This is a genomic window from Cytobacillus solani (assembly GCF_006704205.1).
Taxonomy (GTDB): domain Bacteria; phylum Bacillota; class Bacilli; order Bacillales; family Cytobacillaceae; genus Cytobacillus; species Cytobacillus solani.
In genome coordinates this window covers 838,150-859,767 of record NZ_CP041305.1, presented here as the reverse complement: position 1 = coordinate 859,767, position 21,618 = coordinate 838,150, and the positions used below count along the sequence as shown (strand labels likewise).

22 protein-coding genes are annotated in these 21,618 nt (G+C 38.5%); 16 read left to right on the top strand and 6 right to left on the bottom strand.

Annotated features, from left to right (window positions below):
- Positions 1-8: 8 nt before the first annotated feature.
- The 7 genes from FI644_RS04515 (at position 9) to FI644_RS04485 (ending at position 5,598) form a co-directional block, all read left to right on the top strand.
- A complete protein-coding gene (locus FI644_RS04515) occupies positions 9-278 on the top strand; it encodes a phosphocarrier protein HPr (protein ID WP_053478920.1) in 270 nt (89 codons plus the stop codon).
- Positions 272-1,495, top strand: coding sequence for a GNAT family N-acetyltransferase (locus tag FI644_RS04510; protein WP_231690189.1), 1,224 nt, complete (start codon positions 272-274; stop codon positions 1,493-1,495). Before FI644_RS04515 ends, FI644_RS04510 begins: the two co-directional genes overlap by 7 nt.
- Before the next feature lie 200 nt (positions 1,496-1,695).
- Positions 1,696-2,007, top strand: a complete 312-nt coding sequence (locus tag FI644_RS04505) for a PTS sugar transporter subunit IIB (RefSeq protein ID WP_053478919.1) — start codon at positions 1,696-1,698, stop codon at positions 2,005-2,007.
- A 14-nt stretch (positions 2,008-2,021) separates the two neighbouring features.
- The gene (locus FI644_RS04500) at positions 2,022-2,342 is read left to right on the top strand and encodes a PTS lactose/cellobiose transporter subunit IIA (protein WP_053478918.1); all 321 of its coding nucleotides are present in this window, start codon (positions 2,022-2,024) and stop codon (positions 2,340-2,342) included.
- 38 nt (positions 2,343-2,380) lie between these two features.
- Positions 2,381-3,688, top strand: coding sequence for a PTS sugar transporter subunit IIC (locus FI644_RS04495; protein ID WP_379998298.1), 1,308 nt, complete (start codon positions 2,381-2,383; stop codon positions 3,686-3,688).
- A gap of 1 nt (position 3,689) precedes the next feature.
- The gene (locus tag FI644_RS04490) at positions 3,690-4,775 is read left to right on the top strand and encodes a DUF871 domain-containing protein (RefSeq protein WP_053478916.1); all 1,086 of its coding nucleotides are present in this window, start codon (positions 3,690-3,692) and stop codon (positions 4,773-4,775) included.
- 118 nt (positions 4,776-4,893) lie between these two features.
- Positions 4,894-5,598, top strand: a complete 705-nt coding sequence (locus tag FI644_RS04485; RefSeq protein ID WP_142108084.1) for a glucosamine-6-phosphate deaminase — start codon at positions 4,894-4,896, stop codon at positions 5,596-5,598.
- Positions 5,599-5,831: 233 nt separating this feature from the next.
- Here FI644_RS04485 and FI644_RS04480 read toward each other — a convergent pair whose 3' ends face one another.
- Entirely contained in the window at positions 5,832-7,169 is a 1,338-nt protein-coding gene (locus FI644_RS04480) for a uracil-xanthine permease family protein (protein WP_053478915.1), read from the bottom strand.
- Between the two features lie 296 nt (positions 7,170-7,465).
- On the opposite strand from FI644_RS04480, the gene FI644_RS04475 reads away from it, so the two are divergent.
- The 3 genes from FI644_RS04475 (at position 7,466) to cyoE (ending at position 10,140) form a co-directional block, all read left to right on the top strand.
- Positions 7,466-8,443 carry an aromatic ring-hydroxylating dioxygenase subunit alpha gene (locus FI644_RS04475; RefSeq protein ID WP_053478914.1) on the top strand — a complete coding sequence of 326 codons (978 nt, stop codon included), beginning with the start codon at positions 7,466-7,468 and terminating at the stop codon, positions 8,441-8,443.
- A 136-nt stretch (positions 8,444-8,579) separates the two neighbouring features.
- A complete protein-coding gene (locus FI644_RS04470; RefSeq protein WP_053478913.1) occupies positions 8,580-8,942 on the top strand; it encodes a hypothetical protein in 363 nt (120 codons plus the stop codon).
- A gap of 265 nt (positions 8,943-9,207) precedes the next feature.
- Positions 9,208-10,140, top strand: a complete 933-nt coding sequence (cyoE, locus tag FI644_RS04465) for a heme o synthase (protein ID WP_053478912.1) — start codon at positions 9,208-9,210, stop codon at positions 10,138-10,140.
- Positions 10,141-10,186: 46 nt separating this feature from the next.
- Here the strand turns inward: cyoE and FI644_RS04460 are convergent, their stop codons facing one another.
- Positions 10,187-10,546, bottom strand: coding sequence for a DoxX family protein (locus FI644_RS04460; RefSeq protein ID WP_053478911.1), 360 nt, complete (start codon positions 10,544-10,546; stop codon positions 10,187-10,189).
- A gap of 165 nt (positions 10,547-10,711) precedes the next feature.
- On the opposite strand from FI644_RS04460, the gene hemG reads away from it, so the two are divergent.
- Positions 10,712-12,097: a protoporphyrinogen oxidase gene (gene hemG, locus FI644_RS04455; protein WP_142108083.1), complete on the top strand. Its 1,386-nt coding sequence runs from the start codon at positions 10,712-10,714 to the stop codon at positions 12,095-12,097.
- Positions 12,098-12,110: 13 nt separating this feature from the next.
- Here the strand turns inward: hemG and FI644_RS04450 are convergent, their stop codons facing one another.
- From FI644_RS04450 to FI644_RS04435, 4 genes are all read right to left on the bottom strand, one after another.
- The gene (locus FI644_RS04450) at positions 12,111-13,340 is read right to left on the bottom strand and encodes a CynX/NimT family MFS transporter (RefSeq protein ID WP_053478909.1); all 1,230 of its coding nucleotides are present in this window, start codon (positions 13,338-13,340) and stop codon (positions 12,111-12,113) included.
- Positions 13,341-13,468: 128 nt separating this feature from the next.
- The gene (locus FI644_RS04445; protein ID WP_053478908.1) at positions 13,469-13,852 is read right to left on the bottom strand and encodes a DUF1360 domain-containing protein; all 384 of its coding nucleotides are present in this window, start codon (positions 13,850-13,852) and stop codon (positions 13,469-13,471) included.
- Positions 13,853-13,954: 102 nt separating this feature from the next.
- Entirely contained in the window at positions 13,955-14,425 is a 471-nt protein-coding gene (locus FI644_RS04440; protein ID WP_246067021.1) for an endolytic transglycosylase MltG, read from the bottom strand.
- Positions 14,406-14,789 (bottom strand): hypothetical protein, encoded by a 384-nt coding sequence (locus FI644_RS04435; protein WP_053478907.1) that lies wholly within the window; start codon positions 14,787-14,789, stop codon positions 14,406-14,408. Before FI644_RS04435 ends, FI644_RS04440 begins: the two co-directional genes overlap by 20 nt.
- Before the next feature lie 311 nt (positions 14,790-15,100).
- On the opposite strand from FI644_RS04435, the gene FI644_RS04430 reads away from it, so the two are divergent.
- The 5 genes from FI644_RS04430 to FI644_RS04410 all read left to right on the top strand — a co-directional run bounded on the left by FI644_RS04430 (position 15,101) and on the right by FI644_RS04410 (position 21,617).
- Positions 15,101-16,435: a YjiH family protein gene (locus FI644_RS04430; RefSeq protein ID WP_142108991.1), complete on the top strand. Its 1,335-nt coding sequence runs from the start codon at positions 15,101-15,103 to the stop codon at positions 16,433-16,435.
- 197 nt (positions 16,436-16,632) lie between these two features.
- Complete coding sequence (locus tag FI644_RS04425) at positions 16,633-17,619, top strand: diaminopimelate dehydrogenase (RefSeq protein WP_053478906.1); 987 nt, start codon at positions 16,633-16,635, stop codon at positions 17,617-17,619.
- A gap of 158 nt (positions 17,620-17,777) precedes the next feature.
- On the top strand, positions 17,778-19,229 hold the full coding sequence (locus tag FI644_RS04420; RefSeq protein WP_142108081.1) for a PstS family phosphate ABC transporter substrate-binding protein: 1,452 nt from the start codon (positions 17,778-17,780) through the stop codon (positions 19,227-19,229).
- A 248-nt stretch (positions 19,230-19,477) separates the two neighbouring features.
- On the top strand, positions 19,478-20,635 hold the full coding sequence (locus tag FI644_RS04415; RefSeq protein ID WP_246067019.1) for an ABC transporter substrate-binding protein: 1,158 nt from the start codon (positions 19,478-19,480) through the stop codon (positions 20,633-20,635).
- 106 nt (positions 20,636-20,741) lie between these two features.
- Positions 20,742-21,617, top strand: a complete 876-nt coding sequence (locus FI644_RS04410; RefSeq protein WP_053478903.1) for a branched-chain amino acid ABC transporter permease — start codon at positions 20,742-20,744, stop codon at positions 21,615-21,617.
- Position 21,618: the final 1 nt, after the last annotated feature.

Here is a 21,618-nt window from a genome sequence, read left to right as displayed (position 1 = left end):
GTTTTTTCATGGAAAAGAGATTTAAAATTACGGCACAGGAAGGTCTTCATGCGAGACCCTGTACCTTGTTAGTGACGGCAGCCTCATCCTTTTCATCAGATGTCCAGCTTACTCATAATGAAACAACTGTAAACTTAAAATCAATCATGGGTGTGATGGCACAAGGCATTTCTCCGGGAGCGCTTGTCACAATATCTGCTAAAGGAGAAGATGAGGGGGCAGCTATAAACAGGGTGACAGAAGTTATAACCACAGAAGGAATTGGAGAGGAATGCTAGAGTTTCCAGCTTCGAAAGGGGCAAATGGGTTGAATAGTGAAATAGAAATTAAGCTTTTATCACAAGAAGATGAAGAACAGGCACATCGATTAAGAGATTATTGCTTCCCTACTAAATATACGGGGGCACGTCGTGATGATTTTCAATATTGGGTTCGGCATAGTACGGCCATAGGCGCATATGATAAGGAGAATTTGGTAGGAAAGCTCCTAATATTGCCATTAAATATAACGGTGCATGGAGTCAATTATAAAATGGGCGGGATGGGATTCGTAGCAACATATCCAGAATATAGGAATGAAGGGACAATGAAGAAGCTAATTGTCAGATCGTTAGCTGAGATGCGGAAAAATAATCAAGCTATATCTGTCTTAGCCCCCTTTTCTGTCTCATTTTACCGTCATTTTGGCTGGGAGTTATTTTTTGATAAACTGCATTATTCCATACCAAAAGAATCCTTCCCGCAATTTCCTATTCAGTCAAATAGGATGAAACGGTTTAGCTTCGAATGGATGGATGAAGAAGGCTATAGTAAGATCCAGCAATTTCATAATGAACATGCCTTGAAGACGAATGGAGGAATGCAAAGAGATGCTGCATGGTGGCAGAGACTTGCTAGAAGAGAGCCAGATAGCCATTTTGCTTATTACACGAAAGGAGATTCTATAGCTGGTTATATTCGCTATGAAATAAAGGATTTAACATTTTTTATTAGGGACTTTGTTACGGATGGAATTCAGGCTGAGCAGTCCCTTTGGAATTTTATATCATCCCATCAGGCAAGTGTGCATGCCATTAAAGGGGCAACTTCTGCTGCGAGTCATTTTGGCTTTCAATTTGTCCAGCCGCAATTTAAAAAAGAAATTACGCAGGATGTTATGATTAGGATTGTTGATGTATATGCTTTTCTTAAGAAGTATGCATGGGAGCATTATGAGCATTCATTATATTTGAGGGTTCAAGATCCTTTTGCCCCCTGGAATGAATGTTTATTTCACATCTCGAAAGATAGGGAGATAGAGATTGTTAAAGATAGATTGATTGAAAAGCAGCATGTTTTATCATTGCCAATTACGATATTATCCGCAATGATGGCAGGATATTTATCGGTAAGTGAGGCACTGCGATATGCGAATCATCCGGTAAGAAAAGAAGAGGAGGAAAATTGGAAGTCGGCACTTCCAACTAACCCTCCTGTCTTTTATGAATATTTTTAGAACCACAAAAAAATTTATCTTTTTTTGTGGACTATACCAGTTCACATTAAGATCAGGATTTACAGTCATTTACCAACTAGTCCAATTTTTTCATAGAACAAAATAGAATGAATATACTGAAAAATAGATTGTGGTATATACCAATAGATGATATTCTCAATCTAAGAAAGCGATTACAACAATCAAGGGGGCGTTTGAACATGAAACGTATAATGTTAGTTTGCGCAGCAGGAATGAGCACAAGTTTACTCGTAACAAAAATGCAAAAAGCAGCTGAGGAGCAAAATATAGAAGCTGATATTTTTGCGATCTCAGAAAGTGAGGTTGATAAAAACCTAGGAAGTAAAGATGTAGATGTGCTCTTACTTGGGCCGCAAGTACGCTATTTAAAGAGTTCTTTTGAAACAAAATATAAAGATAAGCATTTTCCAATAGATGTTATTAATATGGCAGACTATGGAATGATGAATGGGGCTAATGTCTTGAAGCATGCCCTCGGGTTAATTGGATAAGGAGTGGATACAAGATGGAAGAGTCAGAGTTAATGCAAGCAATTATGGGACTGATCCTGCATAGCGGAAACACAAAGAGCGATTGTATGGAAGCCATACAGCTTGCAAAAAAAGGAGAAATTGCCGCAGCTAAAGAAAAAATAGAGCTGGCTAATCAGTCACTTGTAGAAGCACATCATTCCCAAACAGCATTGCTGACACAAGAAGCTCGAGGAGAAAAAGTAGAAGTGTCGATGATGTTAATTCATGCACAGGATCATTTGATGAATTCAATTACTTTTCGTGATTTAGCAAAAGAAATAATTGAATTATATGAAAGATTGGAAAAGGAATAACATCTAATTAGATGTTAGCCATATAAAATTTAAAAGGAGTGTTGGGAATGTTCGGTTTTTTAGAAAGAAGGTTTGTACCTGTTGCAGCACGAATAGGCAATCAGCGTCATTTAGTGGCTATTCGTGATGGCTTTATTGCAATCATGCCACTGACAATTGTTGGTTCCTTTGCAGTATTAATAAATAGCCTGCCCATTAAAGCGTATCAGAACCTCCTTGATTCCATTTGGGATCATGCAACATGGACACAGTGGGGAGGGAATATGTGGGGAGCGACATTCGGGATTATTTCCCTTTTGCTATCCTTCACGATTGCTTATAACTTAGCTAAAAGCTATGACAAGGACGGCCTTTCGGCAGGTGTAATTGGTTTTGCAAGTTATATGACATTTGGAACATTTGGAGAAGGTGGTCTATCAGGGCTGACAACAGGAACCGGTGGTATATTTGTTGCAATTATCATTGCTTTACTTTCTTCAGAGCTATTTTCTCGATTATCAGGCAATCGCCGCTTATTGATTAAGATGCCTGACAGTGTACCTCCAGCTGTTTCGAAGTCATTCGCTGCTTTGCTGCCAGCAATGATCACGATTGCTGCATTTGCATTAGTTCGTACGATCATTTCAGCAGGCTTCAATATTCCAGATATTATAGGTTCATTCTATACAGCGGTTCAAGAACCATTTATGGGGTTAACGAATACATGGCTTGCCGCATTGATTCTTGCATTCATCCCTGCATTCCTTTGGACTTTTGGTGTTCACGGGGCTAACATCATCGATCCATTTATGCAAACAATTAATCTTCCAGCAATTGATGCGAACGTTGCCGCACTTTCTGCAGGAGAAGTAGCTCCGTATATTATTAATAAACCATTTTTTGATGCCTTTGTTAATATGGGTGGATCAGGCACAACTATCTCATTAATTATCGCAATGTTCATAATAGCAAGAAGAAATAAACATTATCTCACGGTTGGAAATTTATCCGCTGGACCAGGTCTTTTTAATATTAATGAGCCTTTACTTTTTGGGCTTCCAATCGTATTGAATCCAGTATTATTTATCCCGTTTATTTTGACGCCAATGGTTAATGTCTCTATTGCTTATTTTGCAACAAAAGTGGGGCTGGTACCAGCTGCAACCATTGCTGCACCTTGGACAACGCCGCCAGTCATTAATGGTTTCCTAGTTACCCAATCCTGGCAGGGAGCAGTATTAAGTGTTGTTCTAATTGTAGTTGCGGTCTGCATTTATCTGCCGTTTGTTGCCATGGCAAACAAAGCTGCGAAGACAGGAAAATCAAAAGACAATCATATCGAATCGTCTAGTAACCTGAGGGCATAAGATGAAGAGATTAGGAATTTCTATTTATTCTCAGCATGGTACGTTAAATGACATAAAGGAATATATGGAGCTGGCACATGCGAACGGTTTTGATCGAATATTTACCTGCTTAATGTCTTTAAAAAATGATGAACAGAGAGAAAAGCTTCAGCAGCTTAATCAATTCGCGCATACACTTGGATTTGAAATTTTTGCAGATGTTGCTCCGGCAGTCTTGGAGGAAATTGGATTAACCTTCCGGGAAATTTCGCAGCTGAAGGAATCCTATCATCTAGATGGCTTGCGATTAGATATGGGTTTTTCAGGCCAGGAGGAAGCTCTCATGTCTCTGGATGCTTCGAATATGAAAATAGAACTAAATTGCAGCAATGGGACGAAGTACGTGGAAAATGTCTTGTCTTATAAGCCGAATCTAGAGAATATTGTTGGCTGTCATAACTTTTATCCAAGGAAGTATACTGGGCTTTCACGCAGTCATTTTATCAAAAGTTCTATGCTTTTTAAGAAGAATCATATTCGGACAGCAGCGATGATTTCTTCAAAGGATGCGAAATTTGGTCCTTGGGAAGAGACGCCATATGGCTTGCCGACATTAGAGGAACATCGTCACCTGCCAATTGTTGTTCAAGCGAAGGATCTATGGCACACGGGTTTGATCGATGATTTAATCATTGGAAATATGTATGCTTCGAGGGAAGAAATCGAGGCGTTGGGGCGTTTGAATCGCAATAAGCTTGAGATAAGAGTTGAAACATTCCCTCTGACAAGTTCATTAGAAAACAAAGTGATATTCGATGAACCACATTTTAATCGAGGCGATGTATCTGAATATGTCATTCGAAGTACACAGCCGCGAGTAAAATATAAAAATGGTTCCTTTCCGCCTCATGATACTCGGAATATAGAGAGAGGGGATATCACAATAGATAATGATTTAGACATCCGCTATAAAGGGGAGCTGCAAATCGCTTTAAAAGCTATGTCAAATGCAGGCTGTACAAATGTTGTAGCGAAAGTAGTTCCCGAGGAACATTATTTACTTGATGAAATCCAACCATGGGAATCATTTAGTTTTAAAAAAAATTGATGATTAATGGGCAAAAAGGGTTGAGCATATGTTTATTTGCTCAATCCTTTTTATTGTATTAGTATGGAATACATATATAGCACTATTATGAATTATTTCAAGATAATGGAAGGGGAGGATGGCAATAAAACTAGAAATCATTCAAAATCAAGAAGAATTGTATAATCGGGCAGTTGACATCATTTTTAATTTTTTAAAGAATGGTGCAACAACTTACGGATTAGCAACGGGTGGGACAATGCTTCCGCTTTATGAGTGTTTAAGAAACAGCAAATTAGATTTTTCTCATTGTCGAAGTGTCAATTTGGACGAATATGTAGGTATTCCAAAAGGGCATCCAGAAAGCTATCATTCTTATATGAAAAGGCAGCTTTTTGATGCGAAGCCGTTTAAAGTAACATTTATACCTAATGGAGAAGCGCAAGATATTCGAAAAGAAGCGAATGATTATGAAGAATTATTAAAATCATTAACGGTTAACCTGCAAATTGTAGGTGTGGGTGAGAACGGCCATATCGGTTTCAACGAACCGGGAACATCGTTTGATAGTGAATCACATGTTGTTGAACTTGCTGCATCAACAAGGGAAGCCAATGCACGGTTTTTTGATTCAATTGAAGAGGTGCCAAAAATGGCTATTACGATGGGAATCTCCACCATCCTTCGTGCTGAGTGTATTCTGCTAATAGCCATTGGTGAGAAAAAAAGATTTGCATTGGAGGCATTATTAAAAGGGGTAATTACGGAGGATATACCAGTAACAAGTCTCTTGCAGCATCCGAATGTAATCGTGTTAACTGATTTGAATATGGATGATATATGAATGGAAAAGACAAGCCCCTAGAAGCTTGTCTTTTCTTGAAAAATAAGAAAGTATTACTTTGGAGTTAGAGAATTGTCTAGCGCAAGCGTCCTATCGCCTATCAAACATCAGGTCTCCTCCGCAACGATTGCGTCAACATCGGTTCGCTATCGCAAACCGTGTTTCCATTATTGAAAGGATGAGCCCTTCTGCGCTAGTGCGGATGATCAAAGAACTTGCGCTTTTCTTCTGTTTTAATGAATTTCACCTGCGGCAACCGCTTTTTCGCGTTCCTTTGGAATGATCAGATTAAGAATAACCGTAGCAATCGCACCAACAGCTGTTCCTGAAGATAAAATATAATTTGCAAAGTCAGGTACACTATTTAAAAGCTCTTTAGGAAGAACAATCGTACCGATTGTCAATAGGATTGGCACGCCAATTACCATCATATTGCGGTCGTCGATCACTACATTTTGAATGACCTTTAATCCATTCATGACAATGGCCACACAAACAACACCGAATATTCCGTTGATGACTGGTTCCGGAACACATGTAATGACAGCAGATAATTTTGGAATTAAGCCTAAAGCCACAAGGATAATCCCTGCACTAATGATGGCCATTCTGCTCGCTACTCCTGTAATAGCGATAATTCCAGCATTGGAGGAATAACCAGTCATCGGTGTTCCGCCGAAAAGAGACCCGACGAAGCAGCCAATTCCTTCTCCGACAGATGCACGATTCAATCTTTTTTCATTTAATTCACTTCCAGTAACAGTTGAGACAACAAACCATGTGCCAGTTGTTTCAATTAAAATAACTAAATAGATAAATACCATTGTAAGGATGGCCTGTAAATCAAAAACAGGTTTTCCGAATGGGAAGAAGCTAGGAAGTGAAAACCAAGCTGCTTCTTTAACTGAGGAGAAATCCACTGAGCCAAAAAAGGAAGCAGTAATTGTTCCTGCGATAATGGCAAGGATAACGGAAACCAAGCGGAAGAATGTACCATATCCTTTTTTCTTACGGCCAAGAAGAATACAAGTAATTAAAACTGCTGCAGAAACAAATGCGATTAACACGTTGTGTCCAATATTTCCTGGTGCGCTATATATACTGTTAAATGCACTTGGCATTAATGAAATTCCGACAATCACTATAACTGTACCACCTACTAGAGGTGGGATAATCTTTTGTACAGCTTTTGCAAACCATTTCAGTGGGTATCCAAGGATGGCAATAATTAATGCACCCGGAAGAAGACTTCCAAATACGGCGCCCAATCCAAGCTTGCCACCGATTGCAGCCAATGCTCCAATTGGGACATATGAGGGTCCCTGAACTACCGGCAAGCGAAGGCCACCGATTGTTTGGATGAGTGTTGCAAGACCTGCTGCGAGAAAACACATTTGAATGAAAAAGGTCGTATTCATTGAATCTAATGCGAGTAAACCAGCTATGATAATAGGAGCAATATATAAATCCATTGCAAGTACATGCTGCATACCAAGTAAAAAAGCCTTTCCCCAACTAATCTTTTCGTCTACTCCTATTAGATTGTTCGTGTTTTGCTTGTTTTGTTCCACTGTATAAATCTCCTCCATTACTCGTTTTGGTTAATTTATGAAAGGGATAAAGCATAACAAAGTATAGTGAAGCTATGTTAGGTCTTGAAATAACAGTAGATTACCTCGTTTATCGGAACGTAAACACTGTTTGTGTGTTAAAAACTATAATTGAATTATAAATAAGGATGTTGTAAATGTAAATATAAAATACGTACATTAATCAAAATAAATATTTCAACGTTCGTGTTTTTGTTGACTTTAGAAGTTGTCCTCCATACAATAGAGATAAATGAACTACGGAGGGGAAGGTAAAAATGATTTTAGAAGATAATGTTTTACGCAGTGATTGGATTGTTGCTTGTAAATCTGCTGATATAAAAGAAGAGCCCGTGCAAGTTATCGTAATGGGTGAGAGAATCGTGCTCTTCCGAAATAAAGAGGGCATCCATATCTTCAAGGATCTATGTATTCATAGAGGAGCTGCACTCTCGCTTGGCTGTGTAAAAGATGGAAATCTGGTCTGTCCTTATCATGGATGGGAATATAATTCTGAAGGAACATGCACAAAAATTCCTCAGCTGCCAGAGGGAAGATCGATTCCATTAAAGGCGAAGGCGATTAAATACGCATGCAAAGAGGCATATGGATTTGTTTGGATTAATTTCAATAACAACAATCCGAAGTTTATTTCATATCCTGAATTTGCGGATGATAGCTACCGCAATGTATTGTGGGGCCCGCAAGAGGTACATGCCAATCCGCCAAGAATTGTTGAAAACTTTCTTGATGTTGGTCATCTATCATTTATACATGAAGGATTTCTTGGTGTACAGGAGCACCCGGTAATTGGAGATTACAATGTGAACACAGAGGAAGATCGGATTTTCTCCGATGAAATTGCTGTATTCCAGCCTGACCCAGATGGTACAGGACAATCCAAAGATGTTTACTACACCTATGAAATTGTCCGTCCTTTAACTGTTCGTTTCACAAAAAGGGATCCAGATACGGACAATAGGATGACGATTTTACTTACCATCCTTCCGGTTGCAGAAGGAAAGTCTATCGCCTATGGAATCATGTCATTTAACTATGAAACGGGTACGACTGACCAAGAAATTATTGATTTTCAAGATATGATTTTTGCTCAGGATAAGCCAATCGTCGAAAATCAGAAACCAGAGGATTTACCACTTGATCTGCAGGTAGAACTTTCTTTAAAATGTGACCGAATGAGTATTGCTTATCGTCAGTATCTTAAAAAACTAGGTGTATCACTCGGGACTGAATAACTATTTACTAATGACTCGTCATACGTATGGCGGGTCTTTATTATGAAGATTTTTAGGAGAATTTGTCGAAACTTGCAGTTTTATGTATAATAATAGTAAATATTTCAAATTAGGCGTAATCTTTGGAGGAAAAGACTTGGGTAAATTGTATGATTTTACTTTTGATAATGAGAAAGATACAATATATGTAAAATTGAGTGGATACTTTAAAGAAGAAGATGCCAAGGTATATATGAGTGAGTTTCAAACGATGGTAAATACGATTGATCCTTCGTGCTATAAATTAATAGTGGATGCTCGTGAACAAGAACCCGTTGAAAAGAATGTGATAGGGGATATTATTGCTGTCTTAAATATTTATTTAAGAGCAAAGTTTAAAAAGCTAGTTATTGTGAATCCAAATTCACAGATTTTAAAAAAACAAGTTGAAAACTGTGTAAAAGAAGTAAACTTTCAAGGGACATTTGTTTGTTCGCTGGAAGAGGCATACAACTTATAATAATGAGGAAAAGTGGGCTATATCACCCGCTTTTTTTATTTACAAAAATTTTGATGTGTTAAGAATTCTTTTTAGAATACCTATCTGCAGGCATAAACTAGTAATGTATCAATATAGTTTATAGACTAGTATCTTCACCTTAAAAATTGGAATTAAAAAATATATAGAAATAACATCTTTTTAGTCGAATAAAAATGACTTTTTAAAGAAAATGAAGTAACATTGTATATGAATTTTTAAAACAAGTTCTTTGGGGAGGATATAGATGAATAAAGAAATAGCGCCATCTCCACAGAAGGCTGCTCTATCAAATAATCAAAATACTTCATCGTTGCTTACTGATCTTAGAGCACTTTTTAAAGCACCAGTTTTAATTGCTAATGTTCTGCCGGTTTTTAGCGGATTTTGGCTCGCTCTTTATTTTACTGGTGCTTCTTTTATTGATCATTGGCCATTATTTTTGTTAACAATGATCGGAAGTACACTAGTCATGGCTGGTGCTCTCATTATAAATAATTGGTATGATGTGGATATTGACACGATTATGGACAGAACAAAGCATCGTCCAACCGTGACGGGGAATATCTCTTTAAAAGTAGTTTTGGCAATGGGGATTTCCCTTTCCATCATCGGATTTATCTTTTTGCTTTTTACAACTTTTGAAGCGGTCATCTATGCTTTTATTGGATGGTTCGTTTATGTTGTATTATATACAATGTGGTCAAAAAGAAAATACACATTAAATACGGTCATCGGCAGTGTTTCGGGAGCAGTTACGCCCCTGATCGGATGGACTGCCATCGAATCTGGTTTTCATTTAGTTCCAATCGTCTTATTCCTAATCCTCTTTATTTTTCAAATGCCGCATACGTTTGCTATTGCCATGAAGAAGCATAAAGAATATGAGGCGGCAAAGGTTGCAATGCTTCCAGTTGTATATGGATTTGAAATGACAAAACGGCAAATGGTTATTTACATCGCTTGCTTGCTTCCATTGCCATTTTTCCTAGCTTCTCTCGGAACAGTATTCATGGTGATTGCCACATTAATTAATCTCGGTTGGCTTGCTGTCAGTATAAGCGGATTTTTCACAAAAGATGACATGAAGTGGGCACAGGTAAATTTCCTGTACTCGGTTAATTATATTACGATCTTATTTGTGATGATGGTGATTGTTACGCTGCCTATATTTAATTAAAATATTTTTGAAAAAGGCTCAGTTATAGAACTGAGCTTTTTTGTATTTATGGACGTTTATAAAGAATGAAAAGTAGGACAATCATGATGATATCAAGCCTAGCATTAAAAGCAAATAGCATGAATCCGGTATGAAGGATTGGAATCTTTGTAAGCAGCAGTGCTGCAATCATAATGGTGATTAAAGGAATGGTCGCATTTTTCACCTGTTTATTAGACAAGATAAGAATGCCGCAGAAAATCTCTATTAATGAAACGGCATACATCAGATAGAGAGGAAAAGGCAGCCCTAAACTGATAAAATAACTGCCTAGCTCATCACTTACTAATTTCATTACTCCAGAAGTTATAAAAACATAGGCAACAGAGTATCGAATCAAGTGAATCGTTGATAATTCGGTAGTCATGTACATCCCTCCTTTAAACAACTGTATGCATGGAGCAGGACAAACAATACAGGTTTTCGTGTGGGTCTCATAAGGAAAACGTCAAAAAATGTCCACGAAGTGTATCAAACATCTTATGGTATAATGAAGCGGTTGAATTCAGTATATAAATAGAGGTGTGCATATATGAAAACAGTCTTAGTCATTGGCGGAGGTGTAACTGGTTTATCCGCGATATATGAGTTACATAAGTGGAAGAAAGAAAACCAATCAGATGTGAGACTGATTCTTACAGAAGCCTCAAGTGACCTTGGAGGAAAAATACGAACGGTTAAGGAACACGGCTTTCTTATGGAAGCGGGAGCAGACTCTATCGTTACCCGAAAAGCAAATATGATGTCATTTATCGAAGAACTTGGTTTAGAAAGTGAAATTGTCTATAATGCTTCTGGCCGATCGTTCATTTACACAGATGGAGAAATAAAACCTATTCCAGCAGATGCTGTTTTTGGCATTCCTGCTAGTGTAGAATCTTTAGCAAAAAGCACGCTTATTTCTGCAGAAGGAAAAATAGAGGCATTAAAGGACTTTTATACGAAAAATGAAACATTTACGAAGAATGATTCCATAGGCGAATTTCTTGAGTTTTTCTTTGGAAAGGAATTAGTTGAAAAACAAATTGCACCAGTACTTTCCGGCGTGTATTCCGGAAAGCTTAGTGATTTAACCATCGCTTCTACTCTCCCGTATGTGTTTGATTATAAGGAAGAATACGGAAGCATTATCAAGGGCTTTGAAGCAAATAATAAGAAATTCCAAAGCGGCGGCGGACAAAAGTTTATTTCGTTTAGAAATGGATTAGGCGCACTCATAGATGCATTTGAAGAAAAGCTTGAACTAGCAGAAATCATTAAAAATATGGAAGCAAGAAAGATTGAAAGGGTCAACAATCGTTATCAAGTAACCTTTAATAATCAAGAAGTTGTTGAAGCGGACCATATCGTACTGGCTATTCCGCATTCAGCTGCTGAAAACTTGATTGATGACCAGATAATCAAAAGTGAATTTGCCACTTTAGAGAATAGCTCACTCATTAGTGTATACGTTGGCTTTGATGTACCTGATCATGTTCTTCCAGAGGATGGAACGGGATTTATCGCAGCGAACGATAATGAACTAAAGTGCAATGCTTGTACATGGACCAGCAGGAAGTGGGGGCATACTTCGGAAAATGGCCATTTATTAGTAAGACTATTTTATAAAAGTGTTCACTCTGCCTATGATTCATTAATGGATTTGAATGAAGAAGAATTGCTTCAAGTGGCGCTAGAGGATATTGGGAAAAGCCTGAAAATTCATGCTGAGCCAGTTTCTAGTTTAGTGACAAATTGGTCTGATCAAATGCCAAATTATTTAATTACCCATCGTCAAAGCGTTGAAACGCTAGAGAAAAAATTAGAAGTTGCTTATCCTGGAGTTACCCTTGCAGGCTGTTCGTACTATGGTGTTGGCATTCCTGACTGTATTGAAAATGGAGAAAAGACGGCAAAAAGAATTATTAAATTTTTATAAATAGAAGCCTCGACTAAGCAATCGTTGTCGAGGCTTCTTTTCTTTTTTGCTGAAGAACGTATTGATTACGGCCGGCGCCAAAACCGGCAAGAGTCATTAATAAGGACACAGCTCCTAATAGGATTAAAGGAATTGTCCATGAATGAAATAAATCAAATAAATAACCGATGAGAAATGGTCCAAGGGCAGCAAGCAAATAACCAACGCTTTGGGCCATGCCTGATAAGTCAGCAGCTTGTTTCGCATTTGCCGAGCGAAGCCCAATAAGGGTTAAGGAATGGCTAATGGCGGCTCCAAGGGCAACTCCAATGAAAATGATGCTAATGGTAGAAATGATGGGATTTCCGCTCGAAAGAAGACCAGCTAAGCCAATGAAACTAAAGGCACCAATTCCAAGTGCAATGCCCTTTTGATTCGGAAGTCGGTCTGCAAGAACAGGAATAATAAAGTTAGCAGGTAAACCAGAGAATTGAAGAAGTGTGACCATCCAGCCGGATGCAGAAATGCTCATGCCCTCACTATGAAGGATTTCAGGCAGCCAGGCGGTGAAGCTGAAATAAATCATGGATTGAAGACCCATGAAAAAGGTGACCTGCCAGGCAATAGGTGAGAGCCAAATAGATGAGTTTGTTGATTCTAAAGGGGGGAGTGTTACTGAGAACTTTTTGCTCTTTAATTGTGGAAGCCAAATTATAACCGCTATGAACACAAGAACGCTCCAAACTCCAAGAGACACTTGCCAGCCTAAATTCATTCCTTCAGCAAGCGGAGTGCTAAGCCCAGGAGCTACTCCTGCCCATAATCCCATGGAGAGAGTATAGATTCCTGTTAATAATCCCACCTTTTGAGGGAAGCTTCGTTTAACAATTCCAGGTAAAAGCACATTGCATATAGCGATGCCTAAGCCGATTAAGATCGTTCCAGTAAATAAAAAACCGAGCATTTCGCTGGAGCGCGTGATAATGCCAGTCCCTAGAGTCAGTAAGCCAATAAGCACACACCATTCGTTGCCAATTTTCTCGGCAAACTTAGGGGTAAAAGGCGACATGATTGCAAAAGCAAGCAGCGGGAGAGTGGTAAGCAAACCAGCTAGCCCATTTGATATGCCAGTGTCAGTACGAATGGAGCCCACTAAAGGACCAACGGCAGTAATAGCGGGTCTTAAGGTGAAAGCGATGAAAATGATTCCTACCATTAGCAGTGTCTTTCCATTTTTTGTAGAACGAATATTCCCATTCAACATGTTTTCCCTTCAGCACCAGCCTTTCTTTATTCATCGTTTATGAAGTAGCTTTCCAAATTCTAGCATTTGAATAATTATAATGAATATTCTGTTATTTGTATAGGTCAAAATGGCGATATATGCAAATACTATTTCTTGCTTTGTTTAATTTTTTCATTATACATTTCTGTTTTCTTTATATTCACACCAACAAATGTTTCTAATATTGCTTGACCACCCGCAATCGAAAGAATAAAAATTAAGTATTTAGCAATGGAAGGAATCAAGATGTATATCAAGCCGAGAAGAATGGCGGACCATACCCCTGTACACCAGTAGCAAGTTAATAAATAGCCAATCATTGATTTAGGAACCTTTTTAATCTCATGAGCTTCCGTTTCTGTTTTCTTTAAAAACATATCTCTTAAAGGCTCAGCTATTTTATCAAAAACAATTAAATGTGTTAATCGATAACTGGCTAAGACAATCATAACAAAGGCCATCCATGATAATTCCACTAAGTAATCCTCCATTCGCAATACAATATATATATTAATTTTTCCTATTCGATTAATTCTAGCCAAGTAATAGCATGTAGAAGCATAAAAAAATGCAGCTGAATGTCAGCTGCATTTTTATTTGAATATCGTTTTTATAATTTGATCTTCCGTCATTCCACTTTCTAAATCATAAGATCCAGGACGTAACTTAGTTGATACACCACGTTTCTCAACTTCATTGAAAAACTCCTTAGCGCTTTTAATGATATGAGCTTTTTCAAGTGCCTTGCCAACATCGATACTTGTCATCCCTAAAGTCACTGTCAGCACGGTCCGGTAAACGACCTTTTCTTCATTTGGTTTCTTTTCGGCTTCTTTTTCGGCAGCAAGCTGCTTATTCCATTCTTCTTCAGTGTGAACGACAAACCCTTTTGATGCTAATAAGCTTATCATTTCGTCCTCTGACATTTTTGAGGTAACTGTCTTATTTTCTGTTGCTGTTGTTGTTTCATCTGAACCTAGGTAATAGACAGCCCCACACAAACTTGCTGCAATCATTAAACCTGCTGCAAAGCTGCGCATTTTCTCAGCCTTCATTTCCATCATTGCTCCTTTCGTCCTTTGTTTTTATATAAGGAGAAAGGAAGTTCTCTACCTCTTCTTTCGTTAGCTGTTTCTCTGTTGCAATGCTTTCAAATGAATATCCGCGTTTATGTAGATCAAGCATTTCTTTCAATAAAGTCCGAAGCTCAGGAGAATCTGCGAAAATCTTTGTTTCATGCACGATAATTTCCGTATCGAATTCAACATTGCGAATTTGCTGTTGCAGCTGGTTTACTTCGTCCATTATTGAAAAAGAAACCTGATCTATATGCTGCTCTAATTTTGCAGCGGATTGCTTTGTCTGAACAAACGATAATACAAGCAGAACGATAGCTGCCATGAATAAAATACCTAACATCCAACCCATCTGTTTATGACACTTCCTTACTTGGATCTATTATCTTGCAGTTTCCTATTATACATGGTTTTGATCAGGAATTCGATTTAAAAGATTAAAATAAAGCGATAGTCATGAGTTTATGTCAGAATTAGGGGAAGGTGGTATATTTTTAAGTATTTACTTTGAAACCATTCATAATTTTTTATGAGGAAAGAATCTAAATGATTGATAATTACAAAAATAACAATATTACATAATATAAATTCAGAATTTTTAATATAAAATGAAAATAGTGACAATAAACTCATTATTAAAAGAGGAGGAAAACGGAAATGGGAATGGCAAATAAGCAAGAGTTTCAGTCAGAAGCAAAGGTTAGTACCCAGCATTCTAAGGGAATGTGGAAATTTTTTATTTACAGTTTTATCGGTGCATTTATGTTTTTTGTACCTGTTACAATTAGTGGGAAAAATTCTATTTTGCTAGATCATATCGTCTCCTATATTCAGACAAATGCTTCGTCAGCTATGCCATACTATGCCTTGGTTGTGATAGCAGCCGGAGCTGTCTACCCATTTTTATCAGGAAAGTGGAAAAAGTCAGCTGTCGATGTTGTATTTTCTATCTTTAAAGCAATTGGGCTGATTGTTGGGCTGATGCTGGTGTTTAATATTGGGCCAGCCTGGCTGTTTGACCCAGATATGGGGCCGTTTTTATTTAATAAGCTTGTTATTCCTGTTGGATTACTTGTTCCAATTGGGGCTATTTTTCTTGCTTTACTCGTTGGATATGGACTTCTCGAATATGTTGGTATATTAATGAAACCGATTATGAGACCTGTTTGGAAAACTCCAGGGCGTTCAGCAATTGATGCAGTTGCTTCTTTTGTAGGCAGTTATTCCTTGGGATTACTTATTACAAATCGTATTTACAAAGAAGGAAAGTATACAGCGAAAGAAGCGGCTATTATAGCCACTGGTTTTTCTACCGTTTCAGCTACCTTTATGGTTGTCGTAGCGAAAACCCTGGGATTAATGGATATTTGGAATACTTATTTTTGGATTACACTCATTGTGACTTTTCTTGTAACAGCTGTAACCGTTAGAATCTGGCCTTTGTCCAAAATAAAAGATGAATACTACGAAGGCTCAACCCCACAGCCGGAAATAAAGGTGAAAGGAAATTTATTGGCGTCTGCCTGGAAAGAAGCGCAAGAAACCGTTGCTGATGCTCCAAGATTAATAGATAATATCTGGGTTAATATTAAAGATGGTCTTCTAATGGCTATGGCCATTCTTCCATCTATCCTATCGATTGGCCTATTAGGGCTGGTGCTTGCAGAGTTTACCCCGATCTTTGATTGGCTGGGTTACATCTTCTATCCATTTACTTGGGCACTGCAGCTGCCAGATCCAATGCTTGTAGCGAAGGCAAGCTCTCTTGGAATTGCAGAAATGTTCTTGCCAGCAATGCTTGTAACGGAATCAGTATTAGTGGTAAAGTTTGTCATCGCTGTTGTGTCTGTTTCAAGTATTATTTTCTTCTCTGCCGTTGTCCCATGTATCGTATCAACAGAGATACCTCTTACAATTCCACAGCTTGTTGTCATTTGGGTTCAGCGTGTCATACTTACACTTATTATCGTTACACCGATTGCTTACTTGCTGTTGTAAACGAAAATGTCTGTCTTTGCTGTACGCAAATGTATGGCACTAGGCAGGCATTTTTATTTGTCATTAAATGATTGTAATAAAGTGAAATTATGCTGAGAATTTTGAATTTCTTTTGTTGAGTAAAGTATTAAAAAAAGGTAACATAGAAAAATAGGAAACTAGTATCCTAGAATGAATCGAGATACGGGGGGAAAAAGATGAACAAACAAATAAAAATAGGAATTGTTGGCTATGGAAACCTTGGAAGAGGCGTAGTTTCAGCAATTGAACAAAGCAGCGACATGATAGTAGAGGGTATTTTTACTAGAAGAGCACCAGAAAGTATCTCTGTTAATAATCCTAATTTGAAAGTTTTGCATATTTCCCAAGCAGAAGCGTATAAGGACGAGATTGATGTAATGATATTATGCGGCGGTTCAGCTACAGATCTGCCAGAGCAAGGTCCACAATTTGCGAGAGCTTTCAACACTGTGGATAGTTTTGATACGCATGCGAAAATACCTGAATATTTCGATTCAGTAGATAAAGCAGCGAGAGAAAACGGCAAGACAAGTATTATTTCTGTCGGCTGGGACCCAGGTCTATTCTCAATTAATCGCTTAATGGCCGAGGCTATTCTGCCAGCTGGTGAAACATATACTTTTTGGGGAAATGGGGTTAGCCAAGGTCACTCAGATGCCATTCGCAGAATTGAAGGCGTAAAGGGTGCTGTGCAATACACCGTTCCGATTAAAGAAGCTGTTGAAAAAGTAAGAAGCGGGATAAATCCTGAATTATCTACAGCGGAAAAGCATCTTCGTGTTTGCTATGTAGTGACAGAAGAAGGGTATGATCAAGGAGAAATTGAAAAAGAAATTATAACCATGCCAAATTACTTTGCAGATTATGAAACAGAAGTGAATTTTATTTCCGAAGAGGAATTGAAGGAAAAGCATTCTAAGCTTCCGCATGGCGGATTTGTTATTCGTGGAGGGCAATCTGGGGAAGGCAACAAGCAAATTATTGAATTCTCATTGAACCTAGACAGCAATCCTGAATTTACATCAAGTGTGCTAGTTGCTTATGCGCGTGCGGCCTATCGTTTAAATAAAGAAGGTCAGGCTGGGGCGAAATCTGTGTTTGAAGTGCCCCCTGTGTATCTGTCGCCACAATCAGCAGAGGAATTAAGAAAAAACTTACTATAAATTATAATAAAACGAAGAAATTGTCACAGTTATCTGTGGCAATTTTTTTGCTCCAGTATCTATCTTTCGTTGAAGAAACTTCCATTTAATATTGTAATTAGTGATTATTTTGTGTAAAATTACACTAAATTATCTCTAGAAGAGGAAGTGCTTGTCTAATGAAGAAAGCTTGGATTTTACTGCTGTATTTTGGTTTCATTCCATTCGGCGTATCGTTTTTAACATTTGCATTAATGAGTGTTGGGCTGGATAAAGTAATGATTGCTTCAATGTTACCTCTTATTATTGGTGGGAGTGTAATTGGTTATTTTGTTGTACATAAGCAGAAACATAGGGATCAGCTGGGAGCATGGGTAAACATATTTTGTATCCCCATTGCATATACAGCTATTTTATGGGCTATTTTTATGGTGATTAGCAGTGGTTTTTATGGAGCAGATGCCTGGTTTATTTTTGCGATCTCCCATATAGCCTTTGCACCAATCTATTTTATGGCCTCATTCATGGGAGTAGGCAGTTTATTTATATGGGCACCAGCAGCATACGAGTTGTCATTTTTATTGGGAGCCCTTTTGGCAATTGTTTTAAGGAAAGAGCGTCCAGTATTCAAAAAGAAGCAATTGTTGGTGATTGTAGTCGTCTCATTCTTGGGTTTTGGAACGGGTGCAGCCATTCAATGGCAGCGGAGTCAAACGGTATTGCCATCATATGGCTTTGACTATGGTGGGGGATATTCAAGTACAGATTTAACACCTTATGAAGTAACAAATCCAAATAATAAGCTGCCTAATCTTGATTCACCTTCTGCATTTACGATAATGAATCAAAAGGATATGCCCGTTTTAGATGGTGCAGAAGCTGCGTTTCCAGTTTATTCCGCATTTGCAAATGTAACCTATGAAAATATCAGCAAAAGTAATGTAAGCGGAGAAAAAGTCACCTTTACAAATACGATCTATGCATACGAACGCCTGTTATCAAAAGATGTAGATATATACTTCGGCGCGGAGCCATCTGCGGAGCAGCTGAAAATGGCGGAAAGGGAAGGAAAAGAACTAGTAATGACACCGATTGGAAAAGAAGCGTTTGTGTTCTTTGTAAACCTTGATAATAAAATAGATAATCTAAGTGTTACTGAGATTCAAGGCATTTATTCTGGGAAAATTAAGAATTGGTCAGAACTTAAAGGGGAAAATGAAAGAATAATCGCTTTTCAACGGCCTAAAAATTCTGGGAGTCAAACGCTTTTGGAAAAAATTATGGGTGATAATGCCATAATGGAGCCGCTAAAGGAAGAAGTTCCGGCTGGAATGGGGGGAATAATGGAACAGGTAGCTGATTATCGAAATTATGATCATGCGATTGGTTTTTCCTTCCGCTTTTTTGCAACAGGAATGAATCCTAATCCTGATATTAAACTACTTGCCATCGATGGCATAGAACCTAGTCCTGAAAATATATCAAGTGGAAAATATCCGTTTACTGCTTCCTTGTATGCCATTACCTTGAAGGACAATCCAAATCCAGTGATCACCCCCTTTCTTGAGTGGATGACAGGTCCCGAAGGACAGCAGATCGTTGAAGAAATCGGATATATTAAACAGCAATAAAACAATGAACACCACCGTTACATCTATCGTGCCAATAAGGATACTAGATCCTAAATTGTCGCTTGCGAGACACCAATCGCAGACAGTTTAGGGTTTTTTATTTTTCCAGGATGGACAAGAGTTAATATTATCGGGAAATAGCTTTAGGAAAATAATAGAAGAATTTGTTTACTTTTCAATAGTTTTGTACTTTAATAGTTATATGATTTTGAAAATTTATACTATTTGTGAAACTAGGGGGTTTGACAATGAAAATGAAGAAATTGTTTCAGTTCTCTGTATTGTCCAGCATGCTCATTTTGTCAGCATGCAGCGGCGGGGGAGAACAGGCAGCTGGGGAGAAAGAGGGAGAAGGCGGAAGCGGCGGAGCAGTAAAAGCCGATATCGGAGTCGTTTCTTATATCAGCGGCCCTGGTGCAGCATATGGGGAAGCGATAACAAGCGGGCTTAAATTAGCACAGAAGGAGATTAATGCAAAGGGAGAAGTGGATATTAATCTCGTGATCGAGGACTCTGCAGGTAAGCAGGATCAAGCATTAACAGCAGCTCAAAAGCTAATAAACTCCGAAAATGTAACGGCAATTATTGGTCCAACCCTTAGCACGGAAATGAATGTAGTCGGACCTGAGGCAGATTTAAGTGGCGTGCCGATTATGGGGACATCAACAACAGCTGATGGAATACCGCAAATTGGTGATTATGTCTTCCGGAACTCCATTCCAGAAGCATTGGCGATCCCTGCATCCATGAAGAAAGCGATTGAGAAATACGATGCGAAAAAAGTTGCGATCTTGTATGGGAATGATGATGTATTTACAAAGTCAGGCTTTGACACGATGAAAAAAGCTGCAGAAGACATGGGATTAGAAGTTTTAACAATCGAACAGTTCCAAAAAGGCCAATCTGACTATAATGCACAATTAACGAAAATTAAAGGCTTAAACCCTGATATGATTCTTTGTTCGGCTCTTTATAATGAAGGGGCAGTTATTATGGATCAAGCCCGTAAAATGGGCATTGATGTACCGTTTGTAGGCGGAAATGGCTTTAACTCTCCAGAAGTCATCGAAATTGCGGGGGATGCGGCTGATGGATTAATCGTTGCAACACCATGGTATGGAGAAAAAGAGGATCCTAAAGTAAAGGAATTTGTTAGTAATTTCGAAAAAGAATACGGCAAAAAGCCTGACCAGTTCGCTGCGCAAGCCTATGATGCGCTATATATTATGGCAGAGGCGCTGAAAAATGCTGGTGAAGCAGATCGTGATGCTCTTCGTGATGCATTAGCAGAAGTAAAAGATTTTAAGGGAATCCTAGGGAATTTCTCCTTCGATGAAGAGGGAGATGTTGTAATGGATCCTACAGTATTAGTAATTGAAGATGGTGCATTTAAAATTTTTGAATAGTTATTTCTCATAAAGATACCATCAGCGAGTCTTAAAAAGTCCTCGCTGATGGTCATTTTTCCATATTCGAGGGATTGATAAAAATAGTGTAAGAAGGTGAGACAGCATGCTAATAGAACAATTAATCAATGGAATAACCCTTGGCAGCATTTATGCGATCGTTGCCTTAGGATTTACCCTTGTTTTCGGGGTACTTGGCATTATTAATATGGCACATGGCGAAATCTTTATGTTTGGTGCTTTTATCGGTGTCATTGTTACAACCTCCCTGCAATTGCCGCTTTGGCTGGGATTTCTGGCAGCAATCCTTATCACAGCCATCATGGGCTATATGCTGGAACGCTTTGCTTTAAGACCGCTACGCAGTAAGCAGGGGGTTTCGCATCTTGCCCCTTTAATAAGCACGATCGGTGTATCAATATTGCTAGAAAACCTTTCCCACCATCTATTTGGCGCAGGGAATCATCCATTTCGGGCTTCATTTGCAGAAATCAATTTTCAAATTGGTTCGATTACCATCTACTTAGTTCAAATTGTCATTTTTGTTATCTCAGTTATTTTGATGATGGGCCTTTCGTTCTGGCTAGGGAAAACGAAAGCTGGCAAGGCTTTGCGAGCGACTGCAGAAAACCTTGAGACAGCAAGCCTTCTTGGCGTTGATACGAAAAGAATGATTACGATGACTGTCATCATTGCATCAGCAATGGGGGGCATTGCCGGCATTCTTGTTGGGATGGCTTTTAACTCTGTTACTCCACAAATGGGATTATCAATGGGATTAAAGGGACTTGCGATCATCATCCTCGGTGGCATGGGCAATGTGAAAGGAGCGATGGCAGGTGGATTAATCCTTGGCTTGGCAGAAACCTTCATTGTTGTTTACGGAGATTCGGGCTACCGAGATGCAATTGCCTTCTTGGCCATTATCGTCATACTCCTGATTCGGCCTCAAGGATTGTTTGGCCAAAAAATTTCAACGTAAG

Coding starts and splice junctions, on each gene's coding strand:
- FI644_RS04460 (WP_053478911.1), bottom strand. CDS start 10,546: ATGACTACCGAATTATCAACGATTCACTTGATTCGATACTCTGTTGCC.
- FI644_RS04410 (WP_053478903.1), top strand. CDS start 20,742: ATGCTAATAGAACAATTAATCAATGGAATAACCCTTGGCAGCATTTAT.
- FI644_RS04445 (WP_053478908.1), bottom strand. CDS start 13,852: ATGGAGGATTACTTAGTGGAATTATCATGGATGGCCTTTGTTATGATT.
- FI644_RS04420 (WP_142108081.1), top strand. CDS start 17,778: ATGAAGAAAGCTTGGATTTTACTGCTGTATTTTGGTTTCATTCCATTC.
- FI644_RS04500 (WP_053478918.1), top strand. CDS start 2,022: ATGGAAGAGTCAGAGTTAATGCAAGCAATTATGGGACTGATCCTGCAT.
- hemG (WP_142108083.1), top strand. CDS start 10,712: ATGAAAACAGTCTTAGTCATTGGCGGAGGTGTAACTGGTTTATCCGCG.
- FI644_RS04510 (WP_231690189.1), top strand. CDS start 272: ATGCTAGAGTTTCCAGCTTCGAAAGGGGCAAATGGGTTGAATAGTGAA.
- cyoE (WP_053478912.1), top strand. CDS start 9,208: ATGAATAAAGAAATAGCGCCATCTCCACAGAAGGCTGCTCTATCAAAT.
- FI644_RS04435 (WP_053478907.1), bottom strand. CDS start 14,789: ATGGGTTGGATGTTAGGTATTTTATTCATGGCAGCTATCGTTCTGCTT.
- FI644_RS04490 (WP_053478916.1), top strand. CDS start 3,690: ATGAAGAGATTAGGAATTTCTATTTATTCTCAGCATGGTACGTTAAAT.
- FI644_RS04425 (WP_053478906.1), top strand. CDS start 16,633: ATGAACAAACAAATAAAAATAGGAATTGTTGGCTATGGAAACCTTGGA.
- FI644_RS04415 (WP_246067019.1), top strand. CDS start 19,478: ATGAAAATGAAGAAATTGTTTCAGTTCTCTGTATTGTCCAGCATGCTC.
- FI644_RS04505 (WP_053478919.1), top strand. CDS start 1,696: ATGAAACGTATAATGTTAGTTTGCGCAGCAGGAATGAGCACAAGTTTA.
- FI644_RS04440 (WP_246067021.1), bottom strand. CDS start 14,425: ATGATGGAAATGAAGGCTGAGAAAATGCGCAGCTTTGCAGCAGGTTTA.
- FI644_RS04475 (WP_053478914.1), top strand. CDS start 7,466: ATGATTTTAGAAGATAATGTTTTACGCAGTGATTGGATTGTTGCTTGT.
- FI644_RS04515 (WP_053478920.1), top strand. CDS start 9: ATGGAAAAGAGATTTAAAATTACGGCACAGGAAGGTCTTCATGCGAGA.
- FI644_RS04450 (WP_053478909.1), bottom strand. CDS start 13,340: ATGTTGAATGGGAATATTCGTTCTACAAAAAATGGAAAGACACTGCTA.
- FI644_RS04430 (WP_142108991.1), top strand. CDS start 15,101: ATGGCAAATAAGCAAGAGTTTCAGTCAGAAGCAAAGGTTAGTACCCAG.
- FI644_RS04485 (WP_142108084.1), top strand. CDS start 4,894: ATGGCAATAAAACTAGAAATCATTCAAAATCAAGAAGAATTGTATAAT.